Origin of the sequence: Salinispora mooreana (assembly GCF_000379065.1) — a bacterium.
GTDB classification, from domain to species: Bacteria; Actinomycetota; Actinomycetes; order Mycobacteriales; family Micromonosporaceae; genus Micromonospora; species Micromonospora mooreana.
Genome location: NZ_KB900614.1, coordinates 3,112,256 through 3,137,190, shown reverse-complemented (window position 1 = coordinate 3,137,190; position 24,935 = coordinate 3,112,256). Strand labels below are relative to the sequence as shown.

General features: G+C 69.6%; 26 protein-coding genes. 15 read left to right on the top strand and 11 right to left on the bottom strand.

Annotation, left to right across the window (positions count from 1 at the left end):
• The first annotated feature begins 18 nt into the window (after positions 1-18).
• The 4 genes from SALPAC6_RS0114965 to SALPAC6_RS0114950 all read left to right on the top strand — a co-directional run bounded on the left by SALPAC6_RS0114965 (position 19) and on the right by SALPAC6_RS0114950 (position 4,231).
• Complete coding sequence (locus SALPAC6_RS0114965; RefSeq protein ID WP_026189690.1) at positions 19-1,929, top strand: serine/threonine-protein kinase; 1,911 nt, start codon at positions 19-21, stop codon at positions 1,927-1,929.
• A 75-nt stretch (positions 1,930-2,004) separates the two neighbouring features.
• On the top strand, positions 2,005-2,748 hold the full coding sequence (locus SALPAC6_RS0114960; RefSeq protein ID WP_018254207.1) for a M50 family metallopeptidase: 744 nt from the start codon (positions 2,005-2,007) through the stop codon (positions 2,746-2,748).
• A gap of 108 nt (positions 2,749-2,856) precedes the next feature.
• Entirely contained in the window at positions 2,857-3,357 is a 501-nt protein-coding gene (locus tag SALPAC6_RS0114955) for a SigE family RNA polymerase sigma factor (protein WP_018254206.1), read from the top strand.
• Positions 3,350-4,231 (top strand): hypothetical protein, encoded by an 882-nt coding sequence (locus SALPAC6_RS0114950; protein WP_018254205.1) that lies wholly within the window; start codon positions 3,350-3,352, stop codon positions 4,229-4,231. Before SALPAC6_RS0114955 ends, SALPAC6_RS0114950 begins: the two co-directional genes overlap by 8 nt.
• 19 nt (positions 4,232-4,250) lie before the next feature.
• On the opposite strand, the gene SALPAC6_RS0114945 is transcribed toward SALPAC6_RS0114950, so the two are convergent.
• Positions 4,251-5,834 (bottom strand): acyl-CoA carboxylase subunit beta, encoded by a 1,584-nt coding sequence (locus tag SALPAC6_RS0114945; protein ID WP_018254204.1) that lies wholly within the window; start codon positions 5,832-5,834, stop codon positions 4,251-4,253.
• Positions 5,835-5,919: 85 nt separating this feature from the next.
• Here SALPAC6_RS0114945 and SALPAC6_RS0114940 point away from each other — a divergent pair, with 85 nt between their 5' ends.
• Both SALPAC6_RS0114940 and SALPAC6_RS0114935 read left to right on the top strand, forming a co-directional pair.
• Complete coding sequence (locus tag SALPAC6_RS0114940) at positions 5,920-6,795, top strand: biotin--[acetyl-CoA-carboxylase] ligase (protein WP_018254203.1); 876 nt, start codon at positions 5,920-5,922, stop codon at positions 6,793-6,795.
• Between the two features lie 128 nt (positions 6,796-6,923).
• A complete protein-coding gene (locus tag SALPAC6_RS0114935; protein ID WP_018254202.1) occupies positions 6,924-7,493 on the top strand; it encodes a PH domain-containing protein in 570 nt (189 codons plus the stop codon).
• A 71-nt stretch (positions 7,494-7,564) separates the two neighbouring features.
• Here the strand turns inward: SALPAC6_RS0114935 and SALPAC6_RS0114930 are convergent, their stop codons facing one another.
• Together SALPAC6_RS0114930 and SALPAC6_RS26040 are read right to left on the bottom strand one after the other, a co-directional pair.
• Complete coding sequence (locus tag SALPAC6_RS0114930) at positions 7,565-8,260, bottom strand: GtrA family protein (protein ID WP_018254201.1); 696 nt, start codon at positions 8,258-8,260, stop codon at positions 7,565-7,567.
• 64 nt (positions 8,261-8,324) lie between these two features.
• Positions 8,325-9,125 (bottom strand): GtrA family protein, encoded by an 801-nt coding sequence (locus tag SALPAC6_RS26040; RefSeq protein ID WP_033666392.1) that lies wholly within the window; start codon positions 9,123-9,125, stop codon positions 8,325-8,327.
• Positions 9,126-9,260: 135 nt separating this feature from the next.
• Between SALPAC6_RS26040 and SALPAC6_RS0114920 the strand changes: the two genes are divergently transcribed.
• Genes SALPAC6_RS0114920 through SALPAC6_RS0114910 form a run of 3 tightly spaced genes read left to right on the top strand, consistent with a single transcriptional unit; the run spans position 9,261 to position 13,158 of the window.
• The gene (locus tag SALPAC6_RS0114920; RefSeq protein ID WP_018254199.1) at positions 9,261-11,102 is read left to right on the top strand and encodes a phosphoenolpyruvate carboxykinase (GTP); all 1,842 of its coding nucleotides are present in this window, start codon (positions 9,261-9,263) and stop codon (positions 11,100-11,102) included.
• Between the two features lie 33 nt (positions 11,103-11,135).
• Positions 11,136-12,356 carry a geranylgeranyl reductase family protein gene (locus SALPAC6_RS0114915; RefSeq protein ID WP_026189689.1) on the top strand — a complete coding sequence of 407 codons (1,221 nt, stop codon included), beginning with the start codon at positions 11,136-11,138 and terminating at the stop codon, positions 12,354-12,356.
• Between the two features lie 31 nt (positions 12,357-12,387).
• The gene (locus tag SALPAC6_RS0114910; protein WP_018254197.1) at positions 12,388-13,158 is read left to right on the top strand and encodes an isoprenyl transferase; all 771 of its coding nucleotides are present in this window, start codon (positions 12,388-12,390) and stop codon (positions 13,156-13,158) included.
• Positions 13,159-13,269: 111 nt separating this feature from the next.
• Here the strand turns inward: SALPAC6_RS0114910 and otsB are convergent, their stop codons facing one another.
• The 3 genes from otsB to SALPAC6_RS0114895 form a co-directional block, all read right to left on the bottom strand.
• Positions 13,270-14,094 (bottom strand): trehalose-phosphatase, encoded by an 825-nt coding sequence (gene otsB, locus SALPAC6_RS0114905; RefSeq protein ID WP_018254196.1) that lies wholly within the window; start codon positions 14,092-14,094, stop codon positions 13,270-13,272.
• A 99-nt stretch (positions 14,095-14,193) separates the two neighbouring features.
• Positions 14,194-14,547, bottom strand: coding sequence for a hypothetical protein (locus SALPAC6_RS0114900; protein WP_018254195.1), 354 nt, complete (start codon positions 14,545-14,547; stop codon positions 14,194-14,196).
• A gap of 159 nt (positions 14,548-14,706) precedes the next feature.
• Positions 14,707-15,150, bottom strand: coding sequence for an XRE family transcriptional regulator (locus SALPAC6_RS0114895; protein WP_018254194.1), 444 nt, complete (start codon positions 15,148-15,150; stop codon positions 14,707-14,709).
• Between the two features lie 265 nt (positions 15,151-15,415).
• Between SALPAC6_RS0114895 and SALPAC6_RS0114890 the strand changes: the two genes are divergently transcribed.
• On the top strand, positions 15,416-15,760 hold the full coding sequence (locus tag SALPAC6_RS0114890) for a hypothetical protein (protein ID WP_018254193.1): 345 nt from the start codon (positions 15,416-15,418) through the stop codon (positions 15,758-15,760).
• Positions 15,761-15,791: 31 nt separating this feature from the next.
• Complete coding sequence (locus SALPAC6_RS0114885; RefSeq protein ID WP_018254192.1) at positions 15,792-16,160, top strand: hypothetical protein; 369 nt, start codon at positions 15,792-15,794, stop codon at positions 16,158-16,160.
• Positions 16,161-16,194: 34 nt separating this feature from the next.
• Here SALPAC6_RS0114885 and SALPAC6_RS0114880 read toward each other — a convergent pair whose 3' ends face one another.
• Positions 16,195-17,043, bottom strand: coding sequence for an AraC family transcriptional regulator (locus SALPAC6_RS0114880; RefSeq protein WP_018254191.1), 849 nt, complete (start codon positions 17,041-17,043; stop codon positions 16,195-16,197).
• A 71-nt stretch (positions 17,044-17,114) separates the two neighbouring features.
• On the bottom strand, positions 17,115-18,017 hold the full coding sequence (locus tag SALPAC6_RS0114875) for an alpha/beta hydrolase (protein ID WP_018254190.1): 903 nt from the start codon (positions 18,015-18,017) through the stop codon (positions 17,115-17,117).
• Positions 18,018-18,534: 517 nt separating this feature from the next.
• Between SALPAC6_RS0114875 and SALPAC6_RS0114870 the strand changes: the two genes are divergently transcribed.
• The 3 genes from SALPAC6_RS0114870 to SALPAC6_RS0114860 all read left to right on the top strand — a co-directional run bounded on the left by SALPAC6_RS0114870 (position 18,535) and on the right by SALPAC6_RS0114860 (position 21,104).
• Positions 18,535-19,245 (top strand): aggregation-promoting factor C-terminal-like domain-containing protein, encoded by a 711-nt coding sequence (locus SALPAC6_RS0114870; RefSeq protein ID WP_018254189.1) that lies wholly within the window; start codon positions 18,535-18,537, stop codon positions 19,243-19,245.
• A gap of 127 nt (positions 19,246-19,372) precedes the next feature.
• The gene (locus SALPAC6_RS0114865) at positions 19,373-20,026 is read left to right on the top strand and encodes a rhomboid family intramembrane serine protease (protein ID WP_018254188.1); all 654 of its coding nucleotides are present in this window, start codon (positions 19,373-19,375) and stop codon (positions 20,024-20,026) included.
• Positions 20,027-20,135: 109 nt separating this feature from the next.
• Positions 20,136-21,104 carry an NAD(P)/FAD-dependent oxidoreductase gene (locus tag SALPAC6_RS0114860; RefSeq protein ID WP_018254187.1) on the top strand — a complete coding sequence of 323 codons (969 nt, stop codon included), beginning with the start codon at positions 20,136-20,138 and terminating at the stop codon, positions 21,102-21,104.
• Between the two features lie 17 nt (positions 21,105-21,121).
• On the opposite strand, the gene SALPAC6_RS0114855 is transcribed toward SALPAC6_RS0114860, so the two are convergent.
• A complete protein-coding gene (locus tag SALPAC6_RS0114855; protein WP_018254186.1) occupies positions 21,122-21,814 on the bottom strand; it encodes a TetR/AcrR family transcriptional regulator in 693 nt (230 codons plus the stop codon).
• A gap of 134 nt (positions 21,815-21,948) precedes the next feature.
• Between SALPAC6_RS0114855 and SALPAC6_RS0114850 the strand changes: the two genes are divergently transcribed.
• The gene (locus SALPAC6_RS0114850; RefSeq protein WP_018254185.1) at positions 21,949-22,899 is read left to right on the top strand and encodes an NAD-dependent epimerase/dehydratase family protein; all 951 of its coding nucleotides are present in this window, start codon (positions 21,949-21,951) and stop codon (positions 22,897-22,899) included.
• Here SALPAC6_RS0114850 and SALPAC6_RS0114845 read toward each other — a convergent pair.
• Together SALPAC6_RS0114845 and glpX are read right to left on the bottom strand one after the other, a co-directional pair.
• Complete coding sequence (locus SALPAC6_RS0114845; RefSeq protein WP_018254184.1) at positions 22,896-23,846, bottom strand: DMT family transporter; 951 nt, start codon at positions 23,844-23,846, stop codon at positions 22,896-22,898. The genes SALPAC6_RS0114850 and SALPAC6_RS0114845 overlap by 4 nt on opposite strands.
• Complete coding sequence (glpX, locus tag SALPAC6_RS0114840) at positions 23,843-24,874, bottom strand: class II fructose-bisphosphatase (protein ID WP_018254183.1); 1,032 nt, start codon at positions 24,872-24,874, stop codon at positions 23,843-23,845. Before glpX ends, SALPAC6_RS0114845 begins: the two co-directional genes overlap by 4 nt.
• Positions 24,875-24,935 lie beyond the last annotated feature (61 nt).

The following is a 24,935-nucleotide window of genomic DNA, read 5'->3' as shown; positions in this document are numbered from 1 at the left end:
CCGGGTACCGTTTCAGCGATGTCGAACGCACTTCCAGAGCTTGTCGCTGGCCGATACCGGCTTATGTCGCCGCTTGGCCAGGGCGGCATGGGTCGGGTGTGGAAGGCGCAAGACGAGGTGCTGCACCGAACTGTGGCGATCAAGGAGCTGGTTCCGCCGCCCAGCCTCACTGACGAGGAGCGCCGCGAGATGCGGGAGCGCTCGCTCCGCGAGGCGCGGGCCATCGCCCGACTCAATCATGTCAACGTCGTCCGCATCTTTGACGTGCTGCGCACCGACGGCGACCCGTGGATCGTGATGGAGTACGTGGCGTCGAAGTCCCTCCAGGACACCCTCACCGAGCAGGGGCCGGTGCCGCCGGCCCAGGCGGTGCAGATCGGCCTCGGGGTGCTTGGTGCGCTGCGGGCGGCGCACAAGGCGGGTGTGATGCACCGTGACGTCAAGCCCGGCAACGTCCTGCTCGGCGATGACGGGCGGGTGGTGCTGACCGACTTCGGGCTCGCCACCGTCCCAGGCGACCCGAACGTCACCCGCACCGGCATGGTGCTCGGCTCGCCCGCCTACATCGCCCCGGAGCGGGCGCGGGACGGCACCGCTGGGCCGGAGGCGGACCTCTGGTCGCTGGGCGCGACCCTGTACGCGGCGGTTGAGGGCAAGTCGCCGTATGCGCGCCCCTCGGCGATCGGCACCCTCGCGGCGCTGGCCACTGAGCCGCCGCCACCACCGAAGAACGCCGGCCCGCTGCGCCCGGTACTGAACGGCCTGCTGCGCAAGGATCCGACCGATCGGATCACCGCCGAGGTGACGGAGCGGTTACTGCGCCGAGCCGGCGGCAAGCGTTCGCAGCTCATCCCGCTGCTGTCCGGCGTACGCCGGCCCGGGCCGAACCGTCGCGAGGGGCGGGGGCCGGCGGTGGTGCCGGCGCCGCGACCGGCGTCGAAGCTGCCCGAAACCCCGGTGCCGGCCCCACCGGCAGCTCCGCCGTCATCCCCGGCAGCGCAACCGGCGGTCGAGCCGCCGGCCGATGCCGCCCCCACCGCGAAGGTCACCGGCGCCGGCCCGACCGCGCCGGTCAACCCGCCGGTGGACCGAGCTGACGCCGGCCCGACCGCGCCGGTCACCCCGCCGGTGGACCGAGCTGACGCCGCCCCGACCGCGAAGCTCGGTGTGCTGTCGGCTGCCCCGGCATCACCCGTGCCCCCGCCCGGTGGGCCCGCCGTCGGTACGAGGCGTTACGCCACCCGTCGTAACGTGGTGATCGGTGCCGTGGTGGTCCTGCTTCTGCTCGGTCTCGTGGTGGCCTATCCCCAGCTCGCCACGGAGGATGACGGAGCGGATCCGGGTGCCGTCGCGACCGGTGCCGCGACCACCACGCCTCCGGCCAGCTCGGCTTCGAGCGCCCCGGCGGCAACGAGGCCCGCGCCGACCAGCGCCAGCCCGACGCCGAACGGCACGGCGGGCGCAGCCCTACCGGCCGGCTGGAAGCTACACCAGGACGCCACGGGATTCGTGGTGCCGGTGCCGCCGGGGTTTCACCTGGACTATCGCCGGCAATGGGGTCGAGGGTCGGAGGACTATCGGGTCCGGTTCTCCGATGGTCAGGGGCGAGCCCTGCTTATCGACCAGACGACGACGCCATTGGACGATGCCGAGGCCGACTGGCGTAAGCAGGAGGCTGCCCGACGCGGTACCTACCGCGGCTACCAGCACGTCAAGATTGTTTCCATCAACTACTGGGATGAGGCCGCCGACTGGGAGTGGATCTTCGATGACGATTACGGACGTCAGATGCACGTCCGCAATCGTGGCTTCGTGACCGCGCCCGACAAGGGGTACGCGATCCGCTGGGACTGCCCGGAGAGCGACTGGGCGGCGAACGAGTCGATCTTTGAGATCATCGCCGCCGGGTTTGTGCCGGTGCGTAGCTGATCTCGTCCCGGGCGGCCAAGGGCGGCCAGATCGGGCCGGGAGCCGGCCGGGACGAGGGCGGTAGGCTCCCCGCCCATGGTGTCGATCGACGGTCTGACCGGTATCTGGGACACGCTGCTCAGCGCGCAACCGGACCCGCCGCCGCTGCTGGTGCTGCTCACCGGGCTGGGGGCGCTGGTCGTGGTCAGCACCGGTCGACCCTGGCGGATCGCCCGCAACGCGGTGACCATCGCCCACGAGGGCGGGCACGCCCTGGCCGCACTGTGCACCGGCCGTCGCCTGCACGGCATCCGGCTGCACTCGGACACCTCCGGGCTCACCCTCTCCGCCGGCCGTCCCACCGGTCTTGGCATGGCGATCACCCTGCTCGCCGGGTACCTGGCCCCACCGCTGGTCGGGCTCGCCGGCGCCGGGATCCTCGGTGGAAACCGGATCACCCTGCTGTTGTGGATCGCCGTGGCGCTGCTGCTGGCCATGCTGGTCCTGATCCGCAACGTCTTCGGAGTGCTGTCGTTGCTGGTCACCGGGGGGCTCGTACTCGCCGTCTCCTGGTACGCCGCACCGCAGGTGCAGGCGGCGTTCGCGTACACCGGGGTGTGGTTCCTGCTGCTCGGCGGTCTCCGCCCGGTGGTCGAGCTGCAACGGCTACGCGCCCGCGGCCGGATGCCCGCCTCCGACGCCGACCAACTCGCCGGTATCACCCCCTTCCCCGCGTTCTTCTGGGTCACGGTGTTCGCCCTGGTCAACCTGGCCGTGCTGGGCTTCGGCGCGGCTCTGTTGGCCGGCCCGGTCCTGACCGGGTACGGGCTGACCGGCTGAGCCAGACCGGCCGGGATGGCCCAGTCGCGGCGGAATCGTCGGGGGCTGCCGGCAACCCGGGGCCGGCGCTGGTGCGTGTCCCCTGCGACCGCCACGGGAGGTAGCCAGGTGCCAGATGTCGAGGGGTTCGACGAGTTCTATCGGGGGAGCCGGCAGCGGCTGCTCGGCTTCGTGTACATGCTCACCGGTGATCTCACCGAGGCCCAGGACGCGGTCCAGGAGGCGTACATCCGGGCCTGGCAGCGCTGGTCAACGGTGAGCGGGTACGACGACCCGGAGGCGTGGGTACGGGTGGTGGCGAGCCGGATCGCGGTCAGCCGATGGCGCAGCCTACGCAGCCGCGCTCGGGCGTACCTGCGGCACGGTGCCGCCGAGAGCGTCCCGGCACCAAGCACCGACACGGTGGCGGTGGTCGCCGCGCTGCGCCGGCTGCCCGAGGAGCAGCGCATCGCGATCGCGCTCTACTACCTGGTGGGAATGCCCGTCGTCGAGGTCGCCCGGGAGACCAACGCCCCGGTCGGCACCGTAAAGGCCCGGCTGTCTCGCGGCCGGGCCGCTCTCGCCGGGCTACTTGCCGTCGCCGATCTGGAGGAGGCGGTCGATGCGTGACGAGATGAGCGTCGTCGAGCCGATGCAACGTGCCCTGCGCGACGTCCGTTGGCCGCAGGCGGCGGAGCTCCGTGCCCGGGCTCGCCGTCGCAGCCGACGTACCGCCCTGTTGGCGGGGGCCGTCCTGGTGGGGACCCTGGCGGTGGCCACCATCGCGGTGGTCAACCGTCCCTCGGGCTACCAAACGTCCACTCCGGCTCCGGCTCCGGCGGCGGTGGGCAGCACCCCGGCGTCGCCCGCCGGGCAGGTTGCGGTGGTGCGCTCCGGCCTTCCGCCCGAGCTCTTCATCCAACAGTCGGACCTGGTGGTGCGCACCGACCTGCGCCTCAACGAGGCCGCTGCGGGCGGGACCGTCACGTTGGGGCTCGGGCGCGACCGATGTGGTCCGGGCCCGGAGGCGGAGGCATGGATGAGCCGGTCGCAGACGTTGCTGCGGTGGTCGGCCGGCGGCCCCGACCGGCTCGGTGACATCCTGGTCGTGCAGGATCTGTATCGGTTCCGCGACGATGGCGCGGCGCGCTTCTTCGCCGAGTTCCGGCAGACGATCGTTGCCTGCCCTCAGCAGGGCGAGGTCTGGGCGGCCGACTACGAAGGCAGTGGGCTCAACGTGCGGACGGTGCACCGCTGGGACACCCCGCGGGTGGGCTTCGCCGGTGACGAGTCGCTTCTGCTGCGGCACTCGTCCTCTTTGCTCCCCAACCCCGCAACCGGTGAGCTGCAGACCGTGGTGAACTCACCGGAGCTGCGGGTCGTGCTGCGCGTCGGTGACCTGGTGACGGTGCTTTTCGTCAGCATGGCCGGCGAGGCGGAACTGGTCCGCCTCGCCGACGTGGCAGCCCGTCGGATGTGCATCGCTGCCAGCCCGCCCTGCTGAGCCCCGACGGACCGCACACCTACAGCGGGATGTTGCCGTGCTTCTTCGGGGGAAGGGTCTCGCGCTTGGTGCGCAGCACCCGCAGCGCGCGGACGATCTGCGCCCGGGTTTCGTGCGGCGGGATGACCGAGTCGATGTACCCGCGCTCCGCGGCGATGTACGGGTTGGCGAGTGTGTCCTCGTATTCGGTGATCAGCTCAGCACGCCGTGCCGCCGGGTCGGCGGCGCCGGCCAGCTCCTGCCGGTGCAGGATGTTGACCGCCCCCTGCGCCCCCATCACCGCGATCTGTGCGGTCGGCCAGGCGAAGTTCAGGTCGGCGCCGAGGTGCTTGGAGCCCATGACGTCGTACGCGCCGCCGTACGCCTTGCGGGTGATGACGGTGACCTTGCCGACGGTGGCCTCGGCGTACGCGTAGATGAGCTTCGCACCCCGGCGGATGATGCCCTCCCACTCCTGGCTGGTGCCGGGGAGGAAGCCGGGTACGTCCACGAAGGTGAGAACCGGAATGTTGAACGCGTCGCAGGTGCGGACGAAGCGCGCGGCCTTCTCCGACGCGGCGATGTCCAGCGTGCCGGCGAAGTGCATGGGCTGGTTCGCGACCACGCCGACCGGGCGGCCCTCGACCCGGCCGTAGCCGACGATCAGGTTCTGTGCGTACAGCGGCTGTACCTCGAGGAACTCACCCCCGTCGAGGACGTGCTCGATGACCTGGTGCATGTCGTATGGCTGGTTCGCCGAGTCCGGGATGAGGGTGTCCAGCTCCCGGTCCTCGTCACTGATCTCGAGATCCATGTCGACCGGGTACGTGACCGGCTCGTCCAGGTTGTTCGACGGCAGGTACGACAGCAGCGCCCGGACGTACTCGATCGCGTCCTCCTCGTCGGTGGCGAGGTAGTGCGCGTTGCCGCTACGCGAGTTGTGGGTACGGGCGCCGCCCAGCTCCTCCATGGCGACGTCCTCACCGGTGACGGTCTTGATCACGTCTGGGCCGGTGATGAACATGTGCGAGGTCTGGTCAACCATCACGGTGAAGTCGGTGACCGCCGGTGAGTAGACGGCGCCGCCCGCGCACGGGCCGAGAATGAGCGAGATCTGTGGGATGACGCCACTGGCCCGTACGTTGCGGAAGAAGATCTCGCCGTAGAGGCCGAGCGAGGCGACGCCCTCCTGAATTCGGGCACCGCCGGAGTCGTTGATTCCGATGACCGGGCACCCGATCTTCATGGCCAGGTCCATCACCTTGACGATCTTCTCGCCGAAGACCTCGCCGAGGGAGCCGCCGAAGACCGTGAAGTCCTGCGCGAAGACGCAGATCTGGCGGCCGTCGATGGTCCCGTAGCCGGTGATGACGCCGTCGCCGTAGGGGCGGGTTTTCCCCAGTCCGAAGTTGGTGGACCGGTGTCGGGCCAGCTCGTCCAGTTCGACGAAGGAGCCGGGGTCGAGGAGTAGTTCGATCCGCTCCCGCGCGGTCCTCTTGCCCCGTGCGTGCTGTTTGTCCACGGCGCGCGCCGATCCGGCGTGCACCGCCTCGTCGATCCGACGCTCCAGGTCCGCCAGCTTGCCCGCGGTGCTGTGGATGTTGGTCCCGGTCTCGGTAGTCACCAAGGGAATATAGCGATGGTTCAGCTCGGTGCCGCTGTGCAGTACGCCTCACCACCTGTCATCGGGAGGGCCGTAGGCTGGCGGGATGCTGGGTTCCCCGTACACGGATCTGGACCGCCCACCGCTGTCGGTGGTGCGGCTGCGCCGCGCGTTGGTCGCGCCGCATGGTCCGTGGGCCCGGCTGGAGCTTCTCGCCGAGACCGGTTCGACCAATGCAGACGTGGCCGAGTACGCCCGCTCGGGGGAGCCGGAGGGCCTGGTACTGGTCGCGGAGCGGCAGCGTGCGGGGCGGGGCCGGCGGGGCCGCGACTGGCAGTCGCCGGCTCGGGCGGGCATCGCCACCAGCGTCCTGCTGCGGCCGGGGGAGGCGGTGGCCGAGCGGGGCTGGGCACCGGTGCCACCGTCGGCGTACGGGTGGCTGCCGCTGCTCTCCGGAGTGGCGCTGGTGGAGGCGGTGACCCGGCTGGCCGAGCTGGAGGCCACCCTGAAGTGGCCGAACGATCTACTCGTCGGTGCGGCGAAGTGCGGCGGGATCCTGGCCGAGGGGGTGCCGGTGGCGGGCGGGGCCGCGCCCCCTGCGATCGTTCTCGGCATCGGTCTGAACGTGACTCTTCGTGCTGAGGAGTTGCCGGCGAACCCACTCGGTCTGCCGGCGACCTCACTGCAGTTGGCCGGTGCCGCGGCGACCGATCGGGATCCGTTGCTGCGGGCGCTGCTTCGGTCGCTGGCTGACTGGTATGGGCGCTGGCGGGCTGCTGACGGCAGTGCGGTGGCGAGTGGCCTGCGAGCGGCGTACCTGGCCGTCTGTGCCACCGTGGACCGTCCGGTCCGGGTGCTGCTGCCCGATGGTGGCGAGCTGACCGGCACGGCGACCGACGTTGACTCCGACGGCCAGCTGGTGGTGGCCACCCCGGAAGCCACCCGACACCTCTCCGCCGGCGACATTCTGCACCTGCGCTGAACGGCCCCTGCTGACCCGGCGGAGCCCACGCTCGGCAGTGGCCGTCGTCGTCCGGCCCGCGCGGCTGATGTCGTGGGGGTGGTGTGAGCGGTTACGGTCTGCGCGTCCGATCTGCGCTGGAGGTACCCGTGGCGTTTCCTGAGGACGTGCTCACCGAGGACGAGCACGTCGTGCTGCACCTGCATCCGCACTGGAAGGCCCTGGTCCGGCCGGTCGCGGTGACGGTTCTTGCCATCGCGGTGGTGGTGGCAGTTCTGGTGCTTACTCCCGATGGTGCTGGCCGGGCGGTGGCGTTGGTGCTGTTCGGCGGGTTGGCGCTGGTGGGCGTGCTCTGGTTCGCGCTCTGGCCGGTGCTGGTCTGGCAGGCGACCCACTACCTGTTCACCAACGAGCGGGTGCTCATCCAGCGGGGTGTGCTCTCCCGGGGCCGCCGGGACATCCCGCTCACCCGGGTCACCGACCATGCGATGCAGCAGCGCTTCAGTGAGCGGCTGCTCGGCTGCGGCACCCTGACCATCGACTCCGCTGGGGAACGCGGGCGGTCGGTGTTGGGTGATGTGCCGCAGGTGGGGCGGGTGCAGACCACCCTTTACGAGCTGGTGGAGGCACAGTACGACCGGCAGCCGTCCGACGACGCCGAGCTTCGGGAGGGGCTGACCGAGGTCCAGGACGGCGGGCCGCTACGGGAACCGGGCTGAGTGGGCTCGTCGCGGGGTGGGCCGAGCCGCACCGGCTCCGGAACCGGTGCGGTCAGGGGCGACGGGTCCGGTCAGGGGCGACGGGATCGGCGGGTGCTCGCCTGGAGTTCCGCGGCGAGCTCGGCCGCCAGCTCCCGGTCCAGGTCGAGGCGGGCGTCCAACGGGATGGTCAGGCCTTGGATCGGCGTGCGGTGCGGTTGGTGGGTTCCCGGTGGTGGGGCGCTCTCTTCCAGCTCCGATACCGATTCCGCCAGCTCTGCAACCGGGTCCATCTCGGCCATCGTGTCCCACTCGTCGCGGGGGAGGCTGTGCCAGTTGTCCGTGGCCGGCGCTGGCGCCGGCTGGAAGACGAACGTCCGGTAGGACCAGAACCGGAACAGCGTCGCCAGCACGATACCCGCCGTCTTGGCGAGGTTGAGGGCGAGCAGGCTGGTCACGCCGAGGCCGTACTTGGCCGCGGCCAGCACGCCCAGCTCGATGAGGAGCCCTGCGCCGTTAAAGAGGAAGAAAAGGATGTATTCGCGCTGAACCGCGGTTTTCGGGCGATCACGGTACGTCCAGTGACGATTCATCAGGTACGACGTGATCGTCGCCGTGATGGTGGCGACGACCGTTGCCTTCAGCGCACCGCCCTGGAAGACGGTGAGTGCGAGGGCGTTGAACACCGCGTAATTGATGACGGTGTTGACGCCCCCGACGATGCCGAATTTGAGCGCCTCGTGGATGAACTTCTGCCAGCGCTCGGGCAGGAGGCGGACAAGACGCATGCGGAACACCTTAGGCGAGTTGACTGGGCCGGGACGGTCCCGGCCTGGCGAGATGGGCGCCAGGTCACGCCCGGTATCGGTCGTGCTTCGCTTCCGGTGCGGCCGGAGTTCCCGCTGGTACGAAGACGAACCGTCGATAGGACCAGAACCGGAAGAGGGTCGCCAGCCCGGTGCCGACGAGATAGCTGGCGATGTTGTCCGCCAGCGGGGTCTGGAAGACCTCCGGCCAGATCTGGCCCAGGCCGTAGCGGCTGACCGCCAGGACCGCCACGGTGATACCGAGGCCCACGGTGTTGAAAATAAAGAAGAGCGCGTACTCGCGGGCTGGGTTGCCGCCCCGGCGGTGTCGCCACGTCCAGAACCGGTTGCCGAGGAAGGCGAAGGTCGCCGCCACCACCGTGGAGATGGTCTTCGCGGTCACCTGCTCGACCTCCTGCATCGAGGTCAGGAAGTTGAAGAGGGCGAAGTCGACGAGGAAGGCGACGCCGCCCACAGTGGCGAACTTGCTCAACTCGTGGACGAGGTGACCGAACCGGTCTAGCAGGGAGTGGATCAGACCCGGCCGGGTCCGCCGGGAGCCGGGCTCCCCGGTCATCGTCGCTGCCACCGAGCGAGCGTACCGGGTGTGGGCCCGTGGCATGGGTAGCACCGGCCGGCATGGCTGATCCGGACAGTGGTGATGAGCGGAGCGGAACAGCGCCGAGCGGAGTCTCCCGAGCGATCCCGCCAAGCGCGGGCCGGGTACTCGACGGACCGAACGACGACGGGCCAGATGTTTCGTCACCGGATTTGCGTGAAACTGCGCGTGAAAGCGGGTATTAGCTCGCGATGCCGCAGCCGGGCCGTACCTTGTGCAGTTCTTCACAACCAGTCCCACTGACTGGTGGCGCAAGCCGGTTTACGCTGAGGCCAATCCCAGGTTTCACGTAGGCGACGCACCGCGCCGTCAAGCCTCGTGCATCCCATAGACCGGTCAGTGTCGACCACAAGGAGATGTGTCATGGTTGCTCCGGCGACTGTTCGGGGTATCGATCAGGCCCCGACATCCCACCCCAAACTGCTTGCCTGGGTCCGTGAGATCGCGGAACTGACCACCCCGGACCGAGTGGTCTGGGCGGACGGATCAGAAGAAGAGTGGCGTCGTCTCACCGACGAACTCGTGGAGGCCGGCACTCTGGTCCGACTCAATCCGGAGAAGAAGCCCAACTCGTTCTACGCCCGTACCGACCCGACGGATGTGGCGCGGGTCGAGGAGCGCACCTTCATCTGCTCGGTGGACGAGGCAGACGCTGGCCCGACCAACAACTGGATGGCGCCGGCCGAGATGAAGCAGACGATGACGGAGCTGTACCGCGGCTGCATGCGCGGTCGCACGATGTACGTCATCCCCTTCTGCATGGGGCCGGTTGAGGCCGAGAAGCCGATGTTCGGCATCGAGATCACTGACAGTCCGTACGTGGTCGCCTCGATGCGGATCATGACCCGGATGGGCGCGAAGATCCTGGAGGCGATGGGCGACGATGCGGACTTCGTACACGCGCTGCACTCGCTTGGCGCGCCGCTCGCGCCGGGTCAGCAGGACGTGTCCTGGCCGTGCAACGAGACGAAGTACATCTCGCACTTCCCGGAGACCCGGGAGATCTGGTCCTACGGCTCCGGCTACGGTGGCAACTCGCTGCTCGGCAAGAAGTGCTACTCGCTGCGGATCGCCAGCGTGATGGGGCGGGACGAGGGCTGGCTCGCCGAGCACATGTTGATCCTCAAGATCACCTCGCCGGAGGGGAAGGACTACCACATCGCCGGGGCGTTCCCGTCGGCCTGTGGCAAGACCAACCTCGCCATGTTGGAGCCGACCATTCCGGGTTGGAAGGTCGAGACCATCGGCGACGACATCGCCTGGATGCGGTTCGGCCCGGACGGACGCCTCTACGCGGTCAACCCGGAGTACGGCCTCTTCGGGGTCGCCCCCGGTACCGACTGGAAGACCAACGCCAACGCGATGCGGACGTTGGATCGCGGCAACTCCATCTTCACCAACGTGGCCCTCACCGACGACGGTGACATCTGGTGGGAGGGCATGGGCGAGCCCCCGACGCACCTCATCGACTGGAAGGGCAACGACTGGACGCCGGAGAGCGACAGCCTCTCCTCGCACGCCAACAGCCGGTTCTGCACCCCGATCACCCAGTGCCCGATCCTGGCCGAGGACTACTACGACCCCAACGGCGTACCGATTGACGCGATCCTCTTCGGGGGCCGGCGGCGGGACACCGTTCCACTGGTCACCGAGGCGCGGGACTGGGTGCACGGCGTCTATCTGGGTGCGACGCTCTCCTCGGAGACAACCGCCGCGGCCTCGGGCGCGGTCGGTGTCGTGCGTCGGGACCCGATGGCGATGCTGCCCTTCATCGGCTACCACGCCGGTGACTACTTCCGGCACTGGATCGAGATGGGCAAGGGCGCCGGCGGCGACGAGTCGAAGCTGCCGAGCGTCTACTACGTCAACTGGTTCCGCAAGGACGCCGAGGGCAGCTTCCTCTGGCCGGGGTTCGGCGAGAACTCCCGGGTCCTGAAGTGGATCGTCGAGCGGCTCGAGGGCCGGGCCGACGCCGTGGAGACCCCGATCGGCATGGTTCCCGCCGAGGATGCGCTGGATGTCGAGGGCCTGGACATGACCTCGGAAGACATTCGGATCGCGCTGAAGGTCGACGCGAACGAGTGGCAGGCCGAACTGCCGTTGGTCACCGAGTGGTTTGAGAAGTTCGGGGACAAGCTGCCCGGTGTCCTCTGGGCCGAGCTGGACGCACTGCGTGCTCGGCTCGACGCGGAGCCGCAGAAGTAGCGGAAGTAGCTGGGCCGGGGCCGCGGGCGATGGATGATCCCTGCAACGGCCGCCGAGAGCAGTGGCTCGGCGGCGGAGAGGGGACGCGACGTGGCGACCGGGCCGGCTGACGGGGACGACGAGTTCGATGTCGTGGTGGTGGGGGCGGGGCCGGCGGGTTCGGCCGCCGCCCTCGCCGCCCGCCAGACGGGAGCCCGGGTGCTCCTGCTGGATCGGGCCGACTTTCCCCGGGACAAGGCCTGCGGGGACGGGATCGCCGCGCACGCGCTGGATGTCCTGGCCGTGCTGGGCGTACCCGACCCGGTAGCCGGCTACGCCCCGCTGCCCGCGCTTCGCCTGGTCGCCCCGGGCGGCCCGGCGGTGGCGCGGGCGCTGCCCCGCCCGGCGTACACGGTACCCCGAACCGTTTTCGATGCTCGGCTGGTCGCGGCGGCGGTCGCGGCCGGCGCCCAGCTGCGCCGGCACGTGGTACGCCGGGTCGAGGTGCGGGCGGACCGGGTCGTGCTCGACGGAAACATCGCCGGGCGGGCCGTGGTGGGTGCCGATGGTGCGAGCTCAATCGTGCGCCGGGCGCTGGGGCACCCCCCGAACCCAGACCGCCACCTGGCCCTGGCGATCCGGGGCTACGCGCCCGCACAGCCCGGCCCACCAGAGCAGCTCATCGTCACGTCAGCCGCCCGCTGGCCGGCGTACGCCTGGTCCTTCCCGATCGGCGACGGACTGGCGAACGTCGGGTACGGGGAGGTACTCCGGGGCGAGTCGCTGACCAGGGAGCACCTCGTCGCGCGGATTCCAGCGTTGCTGCCCGGCGTTGATCCGGCTGCCGTTACCGCCCTGCGGGCCCACCACCTGCCACTCTCCACCCACCGACCGGTGCCGGGGCGCGGCCGGGCGGTGCTGGCGGGCGACGCGCTCTCGTTGATCAACCCGTTTACCGGGGAGGGGATCTTCTACGCGCTGCTCTCCGGAGCACTCGCCGGTGCCGCGGCGAGCCGTACGCCGGAGCAGGCCGCTCGGCGCTACAGCGCGTCGCTTCGTCGTCGCCTCGGTGGCCATCTGCGGCACAGCTCGGTTGCGGCCTGGCTTGCCCGGCGGCGGCCGGTGGTGGATGCGGCGGTGTGGGCGGCCAACCGCGATGACCAGGTGTATCGGGCAGTGGTGGAGTTGGGGCTCGGCGACGGCCGGTTGGACATCCGGACGTTGGCCATGATTGGGCGTGGTCTGACCGCCGTGGATCGGCATCCCCAGCCGTGAGCCGTCGCTCCGGTCGCTACCCTGGCAGGTGATGACTCTGCGGGACGTTGTCTATTCGGTGTACGAACGCCGGCTCACGGCCAAGCTGGCGGGCAAGCCGGTGCCTCAGCATGTCGGCGTGATGTGCGACGGTAACCGCAGGTGGGCGCGGGAGATGGGGTTCGTTGACCCCAACGACGGCCATCGGGTCGGTGCCGAGCGGATCAAGGAGCTGCTGCGGTGGTGCGACGCGGCCGGCGTCGGGCATGTGACGCTCTGGCTGCTCTCGACCGACAACCTTACCCGTCCCGCCGCTCAGCTTGACCCGTTGTTGCAGATCATCGAGGACCTGACAAGCGAGCTGGCCGAGGAGGCCAACCCCTGGCGGCTGCGGATGGTCGGGGCGCTCGACGTGCTGCCGGCGCAGCACGCGGCGGCGCTCAAGGCCGCGGCGGAGCGGACCCGGGACCGAGTTGGTGGCGCACAAGTCAACATCGCCGTGGGCTACGGCGGCCGGCGCGAGATCGCCGACGCGGTGCGATCATTCCTGCACGAGCACGCGAAGGCCGGCACCGGCATCGAGCAGCTGGCCGAGACGTTCGATGTCGAGCACATCACCGAGCACCTCTACACCCGGGGCTTGCCGGACCCCGATCTGATCATCCGGACCAGCGGCGAACAGCGCATGTCCGGTTTCCTGCTCTGGCAGTCCGTCCACTCGGAGTTCTACTTCTGCGAGTTGAACTGGCCGGACTTCCGCCGGGTTGATTTTCTCCGCGCGCTGCGTTCCTACGCCAACCGGCAGCGTCGCTTCGGCATCTGATCGCCCCAGCGACCGCCCTCGCCGGCCCGGGGCGACCGCGCACATGGTCGGCGGCGGATCAGCCCCGGGGGCGGGGTGCGTTCCGGCGGCCGGGGCGCCGGAGCATGGGAGTCAGGCCAGCCGACGCGCGGCGGCGGTGAGAAAGTCGCCGAGGTCTGCGGGCGAGTCGATGGTCAGGTCCGCGGCGGCGGCAACCTCCTCGCCGGTTTCCGGGTTGGCGACGGCGACGCAGACGCCGAAGAAGTGCGGGTCGACGGCGGCACGGGCGCGCAGCGCCGCGAAGGCTTTGATGTCCGACACGTCGTCGCCGAAGTACCAGGCGGCCTCCGCGTCCCGCACCACCTCGTCGATGACCATGCCCTTGTCCCGGTCGACCGGAGGCTTCAGTTCCAGGACCATCCGTCCGGCCTGGACCCGAAGGCCGAGCTGTTCGGCCTGGGCGCGACCCCACCGGGTTACCGCCGGGCCGAGCTGTGGGGCGGTCCGCCAGTGCAGCGCCGCGGAGAGCCGTTTGTACTCCACCAGGGTGCCCGCGGGCAGCTCGGTACGGGCCTTGTCGGCGAGCTCCGCCATGGTCGGCACCCAGGGCAGCGCCGCCGGTTCGGTGACGGTTTCGCCGCCGGAGTGGCTGTGCTCCAGCCCGTAGAGGCCGTAGAGGTCAACACCGGCGAGATCGCCGAGTCGCTCGCGGAGGAAGTCGACCGGGCGTGCGGAGACGATCGCGATCCGACGGACGACGGGAGCGAGTGCCTCGATGGCGGTGAGCACCCTCGGTGCGGGGTGCACCGCCGTCGGGTCGTCCCGCACTGGTGCGAGGGTGCCATCGAAGTCGAAGAAGAGGACGGTCCCGGCGGCCCGGGCAGCGGTTGTCTGCCAGGCGAGGTCGGCGGTGAACGGGGTTTTCGGCGGCTGCTTGCCCAGATTCAACGGCGGCACGCGCGACAGCGTACCCCGCTCGGAGCGGCTCAATCGTGGCCGTGAGGTACCCGGCCACCGGGCCGGGCGGCGGGTGGACGACGGGCTTTGCGGCGGTGTTCAGCGTTCGGCGGCTTCCCGTCCCCGACGCCCGATGGGGACGACGGTGGCTTCCCGGCGGTGACTGAGCAGGTAGCCCTCGACGAAGCCGGAGTTTCGGTCACCGGTGTGGGATTCGATCTCGTTCAGCCTGGCCACCAGGAACTCGGTGAGCGCGCTGATGCGGTCATTGAGTCGGTCGTTCAGTTCGGCGAGCACGGCCAAGACGACGGCGGTGCCGGTGGCGGTGAGCGCGGCGAGGTTGACGAGCAGGGGAAGCTGCCCGCCGTTGACCGCCAGGGTCACCGCGTTCCCAGTCACGCACAGTGTCAGGGACACGGTGCCGACCACGACTGCCAACCACTTCAGGGTCATGGACAGACCCCTCCTTCTGTCCCGCAGGGCTGGGTTCGGCCTTCCCGTCCCCCCGCCGACGACGAGCCCAAGCAGTACGAGTACGGACGCTAGCGTGCCGATTCGGGCCCGGGAGCGAAACGAATGAGTCTGACCTGCTGTTCTTTCGCTATCTGAGGATCATCCAACCTGTTTGCCCCGGTTTGGTGCTGCTACTGGGAGAGTTGGGCGATACGCGAGGTAACGAATTGTTTCTCGAATGTGGAACTTTTCCGCGTCCGACACTTCGGGATCAACCAGTCGGCGCAGCAGCGCCTCGACATCGGGGTCCATCGGAGGCAGGATCGTCCCGGTTTGGTGGGGGGTGTTCCGCCGGTCCCAGCCCAGGGCGGTGAAGGCGGTTGCCGGGGCCAGCCCGAGTCCTTCACAGAACGCCACGACGCGTTCTGCCTCGGGGTCGCTGGCCCAGTCGCCCCGGACCCATCGGTTGATGGTCTGCCGGGAGACGCCGGTGCGTCGGGAGACCTCAGTGCCGCTCCAGGCTCGGGTGGCCCGGGCCTCGTCTAGCGCGCGACGGACAAAGGTGGCGAAGGCGATCTTCCGTGCGTTGGCCGTCTCGGTCACCTGGTGACCGTACGGCCATGGAGCCTTCGAGTGGTCTCCTGGCGCGCAGTTGTCACGCTAATGTGACGACACTCTCAGCTTTTCCCTGTCCGGGAGGATGTCACATACCCGGGCTCTACCTGGGGTGAATGGGTGGGCGTGCGGTTGGGGGAATCAGACGAAAAGCTGATACTGTCACGTTTGCGGGACACTCTACCGTGTGTCCGTGCAGGAGACGACGACTGCTTGCTCCCATGCGTGATATCTCCGGCACGAGGGGGACCTGGTGACCGAACTCGCCACCCGAGCTCAGGCCTTCGGCCTGATCGCCGCCGGGGTAGCCACCGGTTTGAGTGCGCCCTGGCGCCTCTACCTCGCCCGGGGTTCCCGTTACCTCTCGCTCAGCGTCGGGGACCGGGCGGAGTGGCACGCCTGGCGTACCCACCTCGGTTGTCCGGAGCTCAGCGTCCGCGTCTACGACGCGGGCGGTGAGATCCGCCGCTCGTCGGTGGCCGAGGTTGTCCTGGACGGGTGCCGGATCAGCGTCGAGCTGGTCGAACAGGTCAGCACAGCTGACCTCGACCAGCTACTCGTCGTGAATCCCACCCCGGTTGAGCCGGAGGAACAATGAGTCCACACTGCCCACCATCCGGAGTGGCCGGATGAGCCCACTCCTCGCCCTGCTCCTCGTCTGCGTCCTGACCGCCACCAGCTACGCCGCAGGTCGTCTGCATGGTCAGCTCAGCTACCGGATCGGTTACCGGTTCGGCTATCGGCAGGGCTACTTCGACGGTGACCGCGGCGCCTGGAACCGGCGTCGGCGCGACGCCCAGGCGGCGATCGCGTCCGCGCTCGCCGGTCCGCCACCGGTGGATCCGGTTCGCAAGCGCATCGCGCCACCGATGGCCCGGCCCGGCACCACCTACACCGGCTCGGCGGCTCCGATCGGTGGTCGACACCCGACCGGCTCGGCGGTGGCTCCTGCTGGTGGTCGACACCCGACCGGCACGCTGGTTCGGCGAAGCGGGTGACCGGGCCTGCCGACGCAGAATGCCACGACGAACCTCACCGCCTCGGCCGGTCGGCCCACGCGACATCGTCGACAGCGAGGAACGGCGCGATCGCAACGGCGGCAGGCGTCACCCCGGCGAAGGCCATGATGTCCCGGTGGAGGTGGGACTGGTCGGCGTAACCGCTGTCTGCCGCCACCACAGCGGTGCTGTGACCTGCGGCGAGGCGGTGGGCTGCATGGTCGAAGCGGACCAGCTGGGCGGCGCGCTTGGGGGTGAGGCCGATCTGCGATCGGAACCGGGACCACAGACGCTGGCGGCTCCATCCGACCTCAGTCGCCAGCCACTCGACCCGTACGCGTCCCCGACTGGCCACCATCTGTCTCCAGCAGTAGACGACTTCCGGGTCAACCACACGGCCGCTGTCGAGACGTCGAGCCAACACCACCTCCGCGATCGCGAACCGTTCATCCCACGACGTGGCAGCGCGCAGTTGTTCTTGGATCCGCGCGGCATCGTGCCCCCAGAGATCATCGAGGGCGACTACCGCTCTGCCCAACTCCGATGCGGTGCCCAGGACCGTGTGCGCGACCACCGGCGACAATCGCATCTGTAGGCACTCGAAGCTTCCGGCTAGCCCCTGCCCCCGAACGCCGTGGGGTGCGAGTCCGGTGACGATTCGTTCCCGCCGTTGCTGACCAGTACCGTCGTTGACAACGATTGGTTGGTCGCCGAGGCTGATGACCACCACGACAGCAGGGGGCGGGATCGCGTCGACCTCGATGAGGCCGTTCGCGCGGTCGCTGAAACCTGCCATGGTCACCCCCGCCAGCCGGCTCGGCCGTGATGGGACCGCGATGTCCCAGGCAGGTACGCCGGCTGGAAGCGGCTCGGCAGGTCGCATGTCGCCATGGTACGAGCGACATCGGGCGTTGCTCGGAGCGAGGTGGTTCCCTGAACACCAGGGTGGTCCGGTTAGCCGGGGAGAGCCTGATACAGCTGGCCGCGCAGGAAGGCGAGGATCTCGCGGCGTGCGGGTCGGGCGGCGGGAACCAGCCCCGGTGTGCTGAGGAAGGAGTGGGTGGCCCGCGGGTAACAGGACAGGTGAGCCTCGGTGCCGTCCTCGCGGAGCTGTTCGACGTACCGGCGACCGTGGTCGGCCACCGGATCCAGTGCGGCGATGACGACCAACGTCGGTGGTAGACCAGCCAGGCTGTCGAACTTCAGCGGAGACACGCTGCGGGGGTCGAGGGCCGAGGGCAAGCTCAGCTTGCGTCCCGCGCGCAATCGCGACAGTGGCAGCGCGGGGTTGTCGGCATTTTCCACCATTGAGGGATAGTCGGTCATGGTCTCGGTCCAGTCCGTAGTCGGATAGTTCAGCACCTGGGCGTCTAGCAGTGGGCCGTCCTTGCGGGCGCGCAACGCAACGAGCGCGGCGATCATGCCGCCGGCGCTTTCGCCCATGACCGCGATCGCCGTGGGGTCGATGCCCTGGCCGACGGCTCCGTCGACAAGCCGGAGGAGTGTGTCGTAGCCGTCGTCAACCGGCCGGGGCAGTGGATGCTCCGGAGCGAGCCGGTACTCCACTGAGACGACCACGGCTGGACAGCGGGCCGCGAGGTGACTGTTGAGCCAGTCGTTCTGCGCGGCCGTGCCCGAGATGAAACCTCCTCCGTGGAACGAGACGATCAGTGGTAGCCGCCGGTCGGTGCTCTTCGGGCGGTACGTCCGTAGCATCAGTCGGCGGCCCGGAAGGTTGATGGTGGTCTCCTCGATCCGGGCGCGACGATCCGGCAGCCCGGTGACGATCCGTCCGACCCGTGACGATGCCTTGCGGTTGGCTTTGTCCCGGGCGGCGATCACCTGATCGTCGGTCATAGCCTCCCAGTCAAGGGTGTCGCGCAGGATGCGAGTGCCCAATGGAGCCTTGCCCCTCATGTTGCCCTCCCGGACTCGAGGTGGTGATTGGTTCGTCTTCTGTCGCGCGGACAGGCCGCAAGCGTTGCAAGCGCAATGCTGTGGGGTCTTGGACAAATGTTCCGCTCCTATGATCGAGCGGATCTGAGTCGGAGCGTCCGCTCGGCGGCTGCCCACGTCGGGTGGCTCTGATCCGGCCTGCACGCACAGACTGTCGTCGTGACCCTGAGTGATCGAAGGTCAGCTTTGAGAGTGGCGCAGGTCACAATTGAGGGCTATGGTTTCCCATCCGCCCTACCGTGCGCGATCGTGTCCCCGAGCGCTCGCACATCCGGCGGATCGCCGGTGATCGTTCGCCCGCGTCCCCGTTGGCGGAGCTGTCGGGGGACTCGCGCGGTCGGAGCGCTCACGGTGTGACCCCACCCCATCCGGGTGTGGTCTGCACCGTGTCCGTGCCCCGAAAGGAAGGGACCGCCTCGTGAATCGGCTGTGGAGCCGGTTGGGTGCCCGGACCGCCGCGGTGGCGCTGCTCTCCGCGGGCGTCGTCGGAGGTTTCCAACTGGGCGACAACCGGGATCAGGGCCAGCGCCTGCCGGACACCGCCGGAGTTGAGCAGGTTGCGCTGCACACACCGCAGGTGCATCCGGCGAAGGAGCAGGCTACCGAATACCGGGAGAGGGTGCGCGCTGCCGCGGTCGCCGAGGCGGCCGCGGAGCGGAAGCGCCGGGAGGAGGCTGCTGCGGCGTCGCGGAAGACGGTCCGCGAGGCGGCGGCAGAGCTCGCCAAGGCCAAGGCCAAGGCCGAGGCTGAGGCTGAGGCTGAGGCGGCGGCCAAGGCGGCAGCGGAGAAGCCGTACGATGGCCCGATCCCGGAGTCGTGTGCGGAGTTCACCGGCAACCGGCAGATCGGCTGCGCGGAGATGCTCAACGCCGGCTTCGACATCGATCAGTTCCCCTGTCTGGACAAGCTCTTCACCAAGGAGAGCGGATGGAACCACAAGGCCCGCAACCCGTCAACCGGCGCCTACGGAATTCCGCAGGCGCTACCCGGTAACAAGATGGCCTCGAAGGGCGACGACTGGGAGACGAACCCGAAGACCCAGATCCTGTGGGGGCTTGGCTATATCAAGGGTCGGTACCAAACGCCCTGCAAGGCCTGGGCCTACATGCAGGACGTGGGCTGGTATTGATCTCCAGTACGGGCTGGTACTGATCGTCGGGTGCCGGGGTGTGCTTGGTCACACCCCGGCACCGTCGGTTCGAGTGTGACCGCCGGCCAGGTGGCGGCTGTCGCCGCTACCTGATAGCTGTTGACGGGTGAGCCTGCTACCGGAGGGCAGTGACCCGCGTCGGTTCGGCACCGAGGCGTTCTACGCCGCGATCGGCCGGGCCTTCGTCGCCATGTGCGCAGTGGTGCCGTTCCTCTTCCTCATCGAGGCCGTTGACCAGGGCCTGGCGTTCGGGCTCGATCCGGCGGCCGGCATCATCCCGCAGCGCCTCGACGGCCTCGATGGCGTCTTCTTCTCACCCTTTCTGCACCACGGCTTCGATCACCTCTACAGCAACAGCATCCCGCTGATCCTGCTGGGTACCTTCGTGCTCGCGGCGGGTGCGCGTCGCTTCCTCTGGTCCACGTTGATCATCATTCTGGTCAGCGGGTTCGGCATCTGGTTCACCGGTTCCCCGAACTCGATCGTGGTCGGCGCGAGCGGCGTCATCTTCGGCTACCTGGGCATCCTGCTCACCCGGGGCGTCGTCGAGCGGAGTTGGTGGAACTTCGCGGTCGTTCTCCTGGTCGGCCTCCTCTATGGCTGGCAACTCGTCGGCATTCTCCCCACCGACGAGCGGATCTCCTGGCAGGGGCACCTCTTCGGGCTGCTGGGCGGGGTGGTTGCCGCGATCATCTTCCGGCGGCGTCGACCGGACCTGGGTGGCTCGCACTACTCCGACTCGACCCGCATCTTCGGCTGACCGGAGCGGCGACGACCGACTGTCGGACATCCTTGCCCGGCGGCTCCGGCCCCTCTACCGTCAGGGATCAGCGTCGGTGGAGCCGGAAGCGGAAAGCGACGGTACGCGCATGCACGAGGTCGATGTCGCGGTTGTCGGGGCCGGGCCCGCCGGCCTCTTCGCCGCGTACTACGCCGGATTTCGCGGGCTCTCGGTAGCAGTAGTGGACGCGTTACCCGAGCCCGGTGGCCAGATCACGGCGATGTACCCGGAGAAGTTGATTCACGATGTCGCCGGCTTCCCGGCCATCAAGGGCCGGGATCTGGTGGCCAACCTGGTTGCCCAGGCTGCCCCGTTCGACCCGCGCTACCTGCTCGGCACGCGGGCAGAGAAGTTGTCCTACGCCGATGGTCGGCCGGTGCTCGGCCTGGCCGGGGGCGAGCAGCTCCGCTGCGGCGCGGTAGTGATCACTGGCGGGCTGGGTAGTTTCACGCCCCGCCCGCTGCCGGTCGCGGAGCGCTTCGTCGGTACCGGAATTGTCTACTTCGTGCCGCAGCCGGCGGAGCTCACCGGGCAGGACGTGCTCATCGTCGGTGGTGGGGACTCCGCCTTCGACTGGGCGTCAACCCTCCAGCCGCTGGCCCGTTCGGTGACCCTCGTGCATCGCCGGGAGAAGTTCCGAGCCCACGCCGCCACCGTCGCCCGGGTCCGCGCCCTGCCGGTGCGGGTCGTGGTGAACGCGGAGGTGACGAGGCTACACGGGGGCGGCGCAGTGAGCGGTGCCGAGATCACCGTCCGGGGCGGTGCGGCTGAGTTGTTGCCGGTCGACACCGTCGTCGCGGCGCTTGGCTTCACCGCCGACCTCGGCCCGCTGGCGGAGTGGGGCCTGCGCCTGGACCGCCGGCACCTCGTGGTGGACAGCACCATGGCAACCAACCTGACGCGGGTCTTCGCGGCCGGGGACATCACCGAGTACCCGGGCAAGGTGCGCCTGATCGCCACCGGCTTCGGTGAGGCCGCGACCGCGGTGAACAACGCGGCCGTGGTGCTCGATCCGGCGGCGCACCTCTTCCCCGGGCACTCCTCCGACGGGACCTGACCCCTCGGGTGACCGGCTTACCGGGGTAGGCCGATGAGGTCGGCCATCAACGCGATCTGGTGATCGAAGTAGTCGTCGCGGTGCGGCAGACCCCCTTTGATTCGGCCGAAGAGCTCGAAGCTGATCAGCCCGAAGAGCTGGGTCCACCCCGCCATCCCCCGGGCGAGCAGCGCTGCCGGCATCCCCGGGGAGAGGCTCGCCGCGATGTCGGCGAGGTCGTCTCGGACGGGTTGGGGGAGGTCGGCGGCGGGGGGTGGGGTGAGCTGTCCGGCGGCAAGCCCGTCGCGAACGATGCCGATCAGTGTCAGTGGTGGGCGCATAGCCGGCTCGACAGTGTCGTCGGGCGCCGCGTAGCCGGGAACCGGGCTGCCGTAGAGCAGCGCGTACTCGGCGGGGTTGGCGAGGGCCCAGGCGCGGGCCGCCCGACACCCGGCGAACCACCGTTCGCGCAGGTCGTCGCGGTCCACGGCGTCGTCTGCTGCCTCGACCGCGTCGCCCAGGGCCACGTACGCCTCAAGGATGAGCGTGGTGAGCAGGTCGTCCCGGCTGGGAAAGTAACGGTAGATCGCCGAAGAGGCCATGCCCAGGTCTCGGGCGACCGCCCGCAACGACAGGTTGGCGCCGTCGGTGGCCAGATGGCGGCGCGCCACGGCCTTGATCTCGTCGATCATTTCGGCCCGCACCCGGGCTCGGAGTGAGTTGGCGACCATCTCCGTACTCTGCCACGACTAGGGCGCTGATCCAATTCGAGAGCAGTGCTCTTGACAGGTTCGGCAACTGCCGACACGCTTTCCGTGCGAGCGCTGCTCTCGAAGTGATCTCCTGATTCGAAAGGTAAGCCCTGATGTCGACTCACGTGATCGTCGGTGCCGGCCCGGTCGGCACCGCGACCGCCCGCCTCCTCGCCCAGCGGGGGGAGCAGGTCCGGCTGGTCAGCCGCCGCGGCGTCGGCCCCGAGCATCCGGCCATCGAACTCATCGCTGCGGATGCCATCGACACCGCCCGCCTGATCCGCCTGACGGCCGGCGCCGTTGCCCTTTACAACTGTGCCAACCCTGCGTATCACCGATGGGCCGTCGACTGGCCGCCGCTGGCAACCGCTCTGCTCACCACCGCCGAGCAGACCGGTGCGGTGCTTGCCACGATCGGCAATCTCTATGGGTACGGCCCGGTTGACGGGGCGATGACCGAGGCCACCCCGCTGGCCGCGACCGGTGTCAAGGGGCGGGTACGCAGCCAGATGTGGATGGATGCGCTGGCCGCCCATGAGGCAGGCCGGGCCCGGACGACCGAGGTTCGCAGCTCGGACTACCTCGGGTTCGGGACCAACTCGATCACCACCCAGGTCCTGCCGAACGTACTGGCCGGCCGCCGAGTGGTCCTGCCGGTCGACTTCGACGCCCCGCACACCACCACCTACGTCGGCGACGTGGCCCGAACCGTGGTCGCCGCCGCCACCGACCCGGATGCCTGGGGACGGGCCTGGCACGTGCCGAGCCCGCCCGCGCTCAGTCTGCGGGAGTTGGCGACCCGCGCCGCGACCCTGGCCGGCGCACCCACACCGCGGCTGACCCGCCTGCCCTATCCGGCGCTCTGGCTCGGCGGCCTGGTCAGTCCGCTACTCCGGGAGCTGCGGGAGACGACATATCAGTTCGATCGCCCGTACGTGCTGGACTCCTCGATCACCCAGCGGGTCCTCGGGATCGCGCCGACCGCGCTCGACGAGGCCCTCGCCGAGACCCTCAGCGCGCTGCGCCGGGACCCCGGTGCCGGCTCGGTGAGGCTCAGCTCCTAACGCCGGGTGGCGAAGAGGACAGCGACCAGGGTCAGTGCCGCGCCGAGCAGGGTGGTGGCGTCCGGGCGGGAGGCCGCGGTCGGCAGGACCACGTCCAGTAGGACAGCGCCGACCACCTGGCCGGCGATCGTGGCCAGGCCGAGGAGTAGGACTCCGGTGAACTCGACGACAGCGGCGGCGATCGCGATGAAGGCGACCCCGATCGGCCCACCCAGATAGAGCCACGGCTCGGCCGGCGGCGAACCGGCGGGCAGCCCGCGTACCACGATGTCGACTGCGAAGACCGCCAACAGGGCAACGGTGCCCACCGTGAAGTTGACCAGCGTGGCGGTCAGTGGGCTGCCGGTCGCCCGACCGACCAGCCCGTTGACTGCCTGCTGCCAGGCCACCGCGATCCCCGCGAGCAGCGGCAGCACCGCCAGCGTCAGCGTGGCCGGGTCGTCGAGCCGCCCGCCGACGGCCAGCCCGACCGCGAGCACGGTGAGCGCCGCCCCGAACAGGCGCCGACCGGTAACCGGCTGGCGTCCGCTTGGACCGATGCCGGCCTGGTCAACGAGCAGACTGGTGGCGGACTGGCCGGCTACCACCGCCACGGTGAAGACGGCGACACCGAGGGTGCCGACCGTGAGGCCCTGCGTCGCCACGAGGAACGCCCCGCAGAGTCCGCCGAGGCACTGCCACGGGCGCAGCGCGCCGGCGGTCAGCGCGGTGCGGAGGGCGGTCAGCCCGCGCCGTCCGCCGGAGGTCGCCGGCACCAGCACCAGCAGCACCAGCAGGCCCAACCCGAACGAGATGACCGCCGCGGCGACCCCGTCGGCCAGGCGTGCGCCCAACTCGCCGTTGATCCGGGACTGCCCGGCGACGGCGACTCCGGCAACGGTGGCGAGCACCACCCCGACCAGCCGGCGGGCCGGGGTGGCCGGTGCAGCGCCCCCGGCACGGCTCACTCCTGTTCGGCGAGGGGACGACCGTCGAAGTCCACCGCCGAGTACAGCGCCAGCTTCTCCAACCGGTGATACGAGTCGATCACGCGAATCGTGCCGCTCTTCGAGCGCATCACGATCGACTGCGTGTAGGCCCCGCCGGCCTTGTACCGGACGCCGCGGAGCAGGTCGCCGGAGGTGACGCCGGTGGCGACGAAGAAGCAGTTGTCACCGGTCACGAGGTCGTCGGTGCCGAGCACCCGGTCCAGATCGTGGCCGGCGGCGATGGCCTTCTCCCGCTCCTGTTCGTCGCGCGGCCAGAGCTTGGCCTGAAGGGCACCGCCCATGCACTTCAGGGCGCAGGCCGCGGTGATCCCCTCGGGGGTGCCGCCGATGCCCATCAGCACGTCAACGTCCGACTCCCCGCGGGCAGCGGCGATCGCGCCGGCGATGTCCCCGTCCGAGATGAAGCGGATCCCGGCCCCGCTGCGCCGGACCTGGTCCACCAGCCCGTCGTGTCGGGACCGGTCCAGCACACAGACCGTCACCTCGGAGGCGTCGGTGCCCTTGACCTTCGCGATTCGGCGTACGTTCTCGGCCACGCCGGCGTTGATGTCCACCACGTCGGCGTAGGCCGGGCCGACGGCGAGCTTCTCCATGTAGAACACGGCGCTCGGGTCGAACATCGCCCCACGCTCGGCGACCGCCAGCACCGCCAGGGCGTTCGGCATGCCCTTGCTCATCAGCGTGGTGCCGTCGATGGGATCGACCGCGACATCAACCTCCGGCCCGGTCCCATCGCCGACCTCTTCCCCGTTGAAGAGCATCGGCGCGTTGTCCTTCTCGCCCTCGCCGATCACCACGATCCCGCGCATCGGAATCGAGTTGATCAATTTGCGCATCGCGTTGACGGCGGCGCCGTCGCCGCCCTCCTTGTCACCCCGGCCAACCCACCGGCCCGCGGCCATCGCCGCGGCCTCGGTCACCCGGACCAGGTCGAGGGCGAGGTTGCGATCGAGATTCTGTGGGGTCCGCGTCGTGGTGTTCGTCATGACGGCTCCTCCTCGCGACGGTGCGGGGTGGTCCGGCAGGCGTGGTCGCTGCCGGCTTTGT

Excerpts from the sequence above, each read along its gene's own strand:
- SALPAC6_RS0114965 (WP_026189690.1), top strand. The coding sequence starts at position 19 with ATGTCGAACGCACTTCCAGAGCTTGTCGCTGGCCGATACCGGCTTATG.
- SALPAC6_RS0114940 (WP_018254203.1), top strand. The coding sequence starts at position 5,920 with ATGCTGGGTTCCCCGTACACGGATCTGGACCGCCCACCGCTGTCGGTG.
- SALPAC6_RS0114930 (WP_018254201.1), bottom strand. The coding sequence starts at position 8,260 with ATGCGTCTTGTCCGCCTCCTGCCCGAGCGCTGGCAGAAGTTCATCCAC.
- SALPAC6_RS0114885 (WP_018254192.1), top strand. The coding sequence starts at position 15,792 with ATGAGCCCACTCCTCGCCCTGCTCCTCGTCTGCGTCCTGACCGCCACC.
- SALPAC6_RS0114915 (WP_026189689.1), top strand. The coding sequence starts at position 11,136 with ATGATCCCTGCAACGGCCGCCGAGAGCAGTGGCTCGGCGGCGGAGAGG.
- SALPAC6_RS0114900 (WP_018254195.1), bottom strand. The coding sequence starts at position 14,547 with ATGACCCTGAAGTGGTTGGCAGTCGTGGTCGGCACCGTGTCCCTGACA.
- SALPAC6_RS0114960 (WP_018254207.1), top strand. The coding sequence starts at position 2,005 with ATGGTGTCGATCGACGGTCTGACCGGTATCTGGGACACGCTGCTCAGC.
- SALPAC6_RS0114880 (WP_018254191.1), bottom strand. The coding sequence starts at position 17,043 with ATGCGACCTGCCGAGCCGCTTCCAGCCGGCGTACCTGCCTGGGACATC.
- SALPAC6_RS0114850 (WP_018254185.1), top strand. The coding sequence starts at position 21,949 with ATGTCGACTCACGTGATCGTCGGTGCCGGCCCGGTCGGCACCGCGACC.
- SALPAC6_RS0114855 (WP_018254186.1), bottom strand. The coding sequence starts at position 21,814 with ATGGTCGCCAACTCACTCCGAGCCCGGGTGCGGGCCGAAATGATCGAC.
- SALPAC6_RS0114860 (WP_018254187.1), top strand. The coding sequence starts at position 20,136 with ATGCACGAGGTCGATGTCGCGGTTGTCGGGGCCGGGCCCGCCGGCCTC.
- SALPAC6_RS0114875 (WP_018254190.1), bottom strand. The coding sequence starts at position 18,017 with ATGACCGACGATCAGGTGATCGCCGCCCGGGACAAAGCCAACCGCAAG.
- SALPAC6_RS0114920 (WP_018254199.1), top strand. The coding sequence starts at position 9,261 with ATGGTTGCTCCGGCGACTGTTCGGGGTATCGATCAGGCCCCGACATCC.
- SALPAC6_RS0114910 (WP_018254197.1), top strand. The coding sequence starts at position 12,388 with ATGACTCTGCGGGACGTTGTCTATTCGGTGTACGAACGCCGGCTCACG.
- SALPAC6_RS0114950 (WP_018254205.1), top strand. The coding sequence starts at position 3,350 with ATGCGTGACGAGATGAGCGTCGTCGAGCCGATGCAACGTGCCCTGCGC.
- glpX (WP_018254183.1), bottom strand. The coding sequence starts at position 24,874 with ATGACGAACACCACGACGCGGACCCCACAGAATCTCGATCGCAACCTC.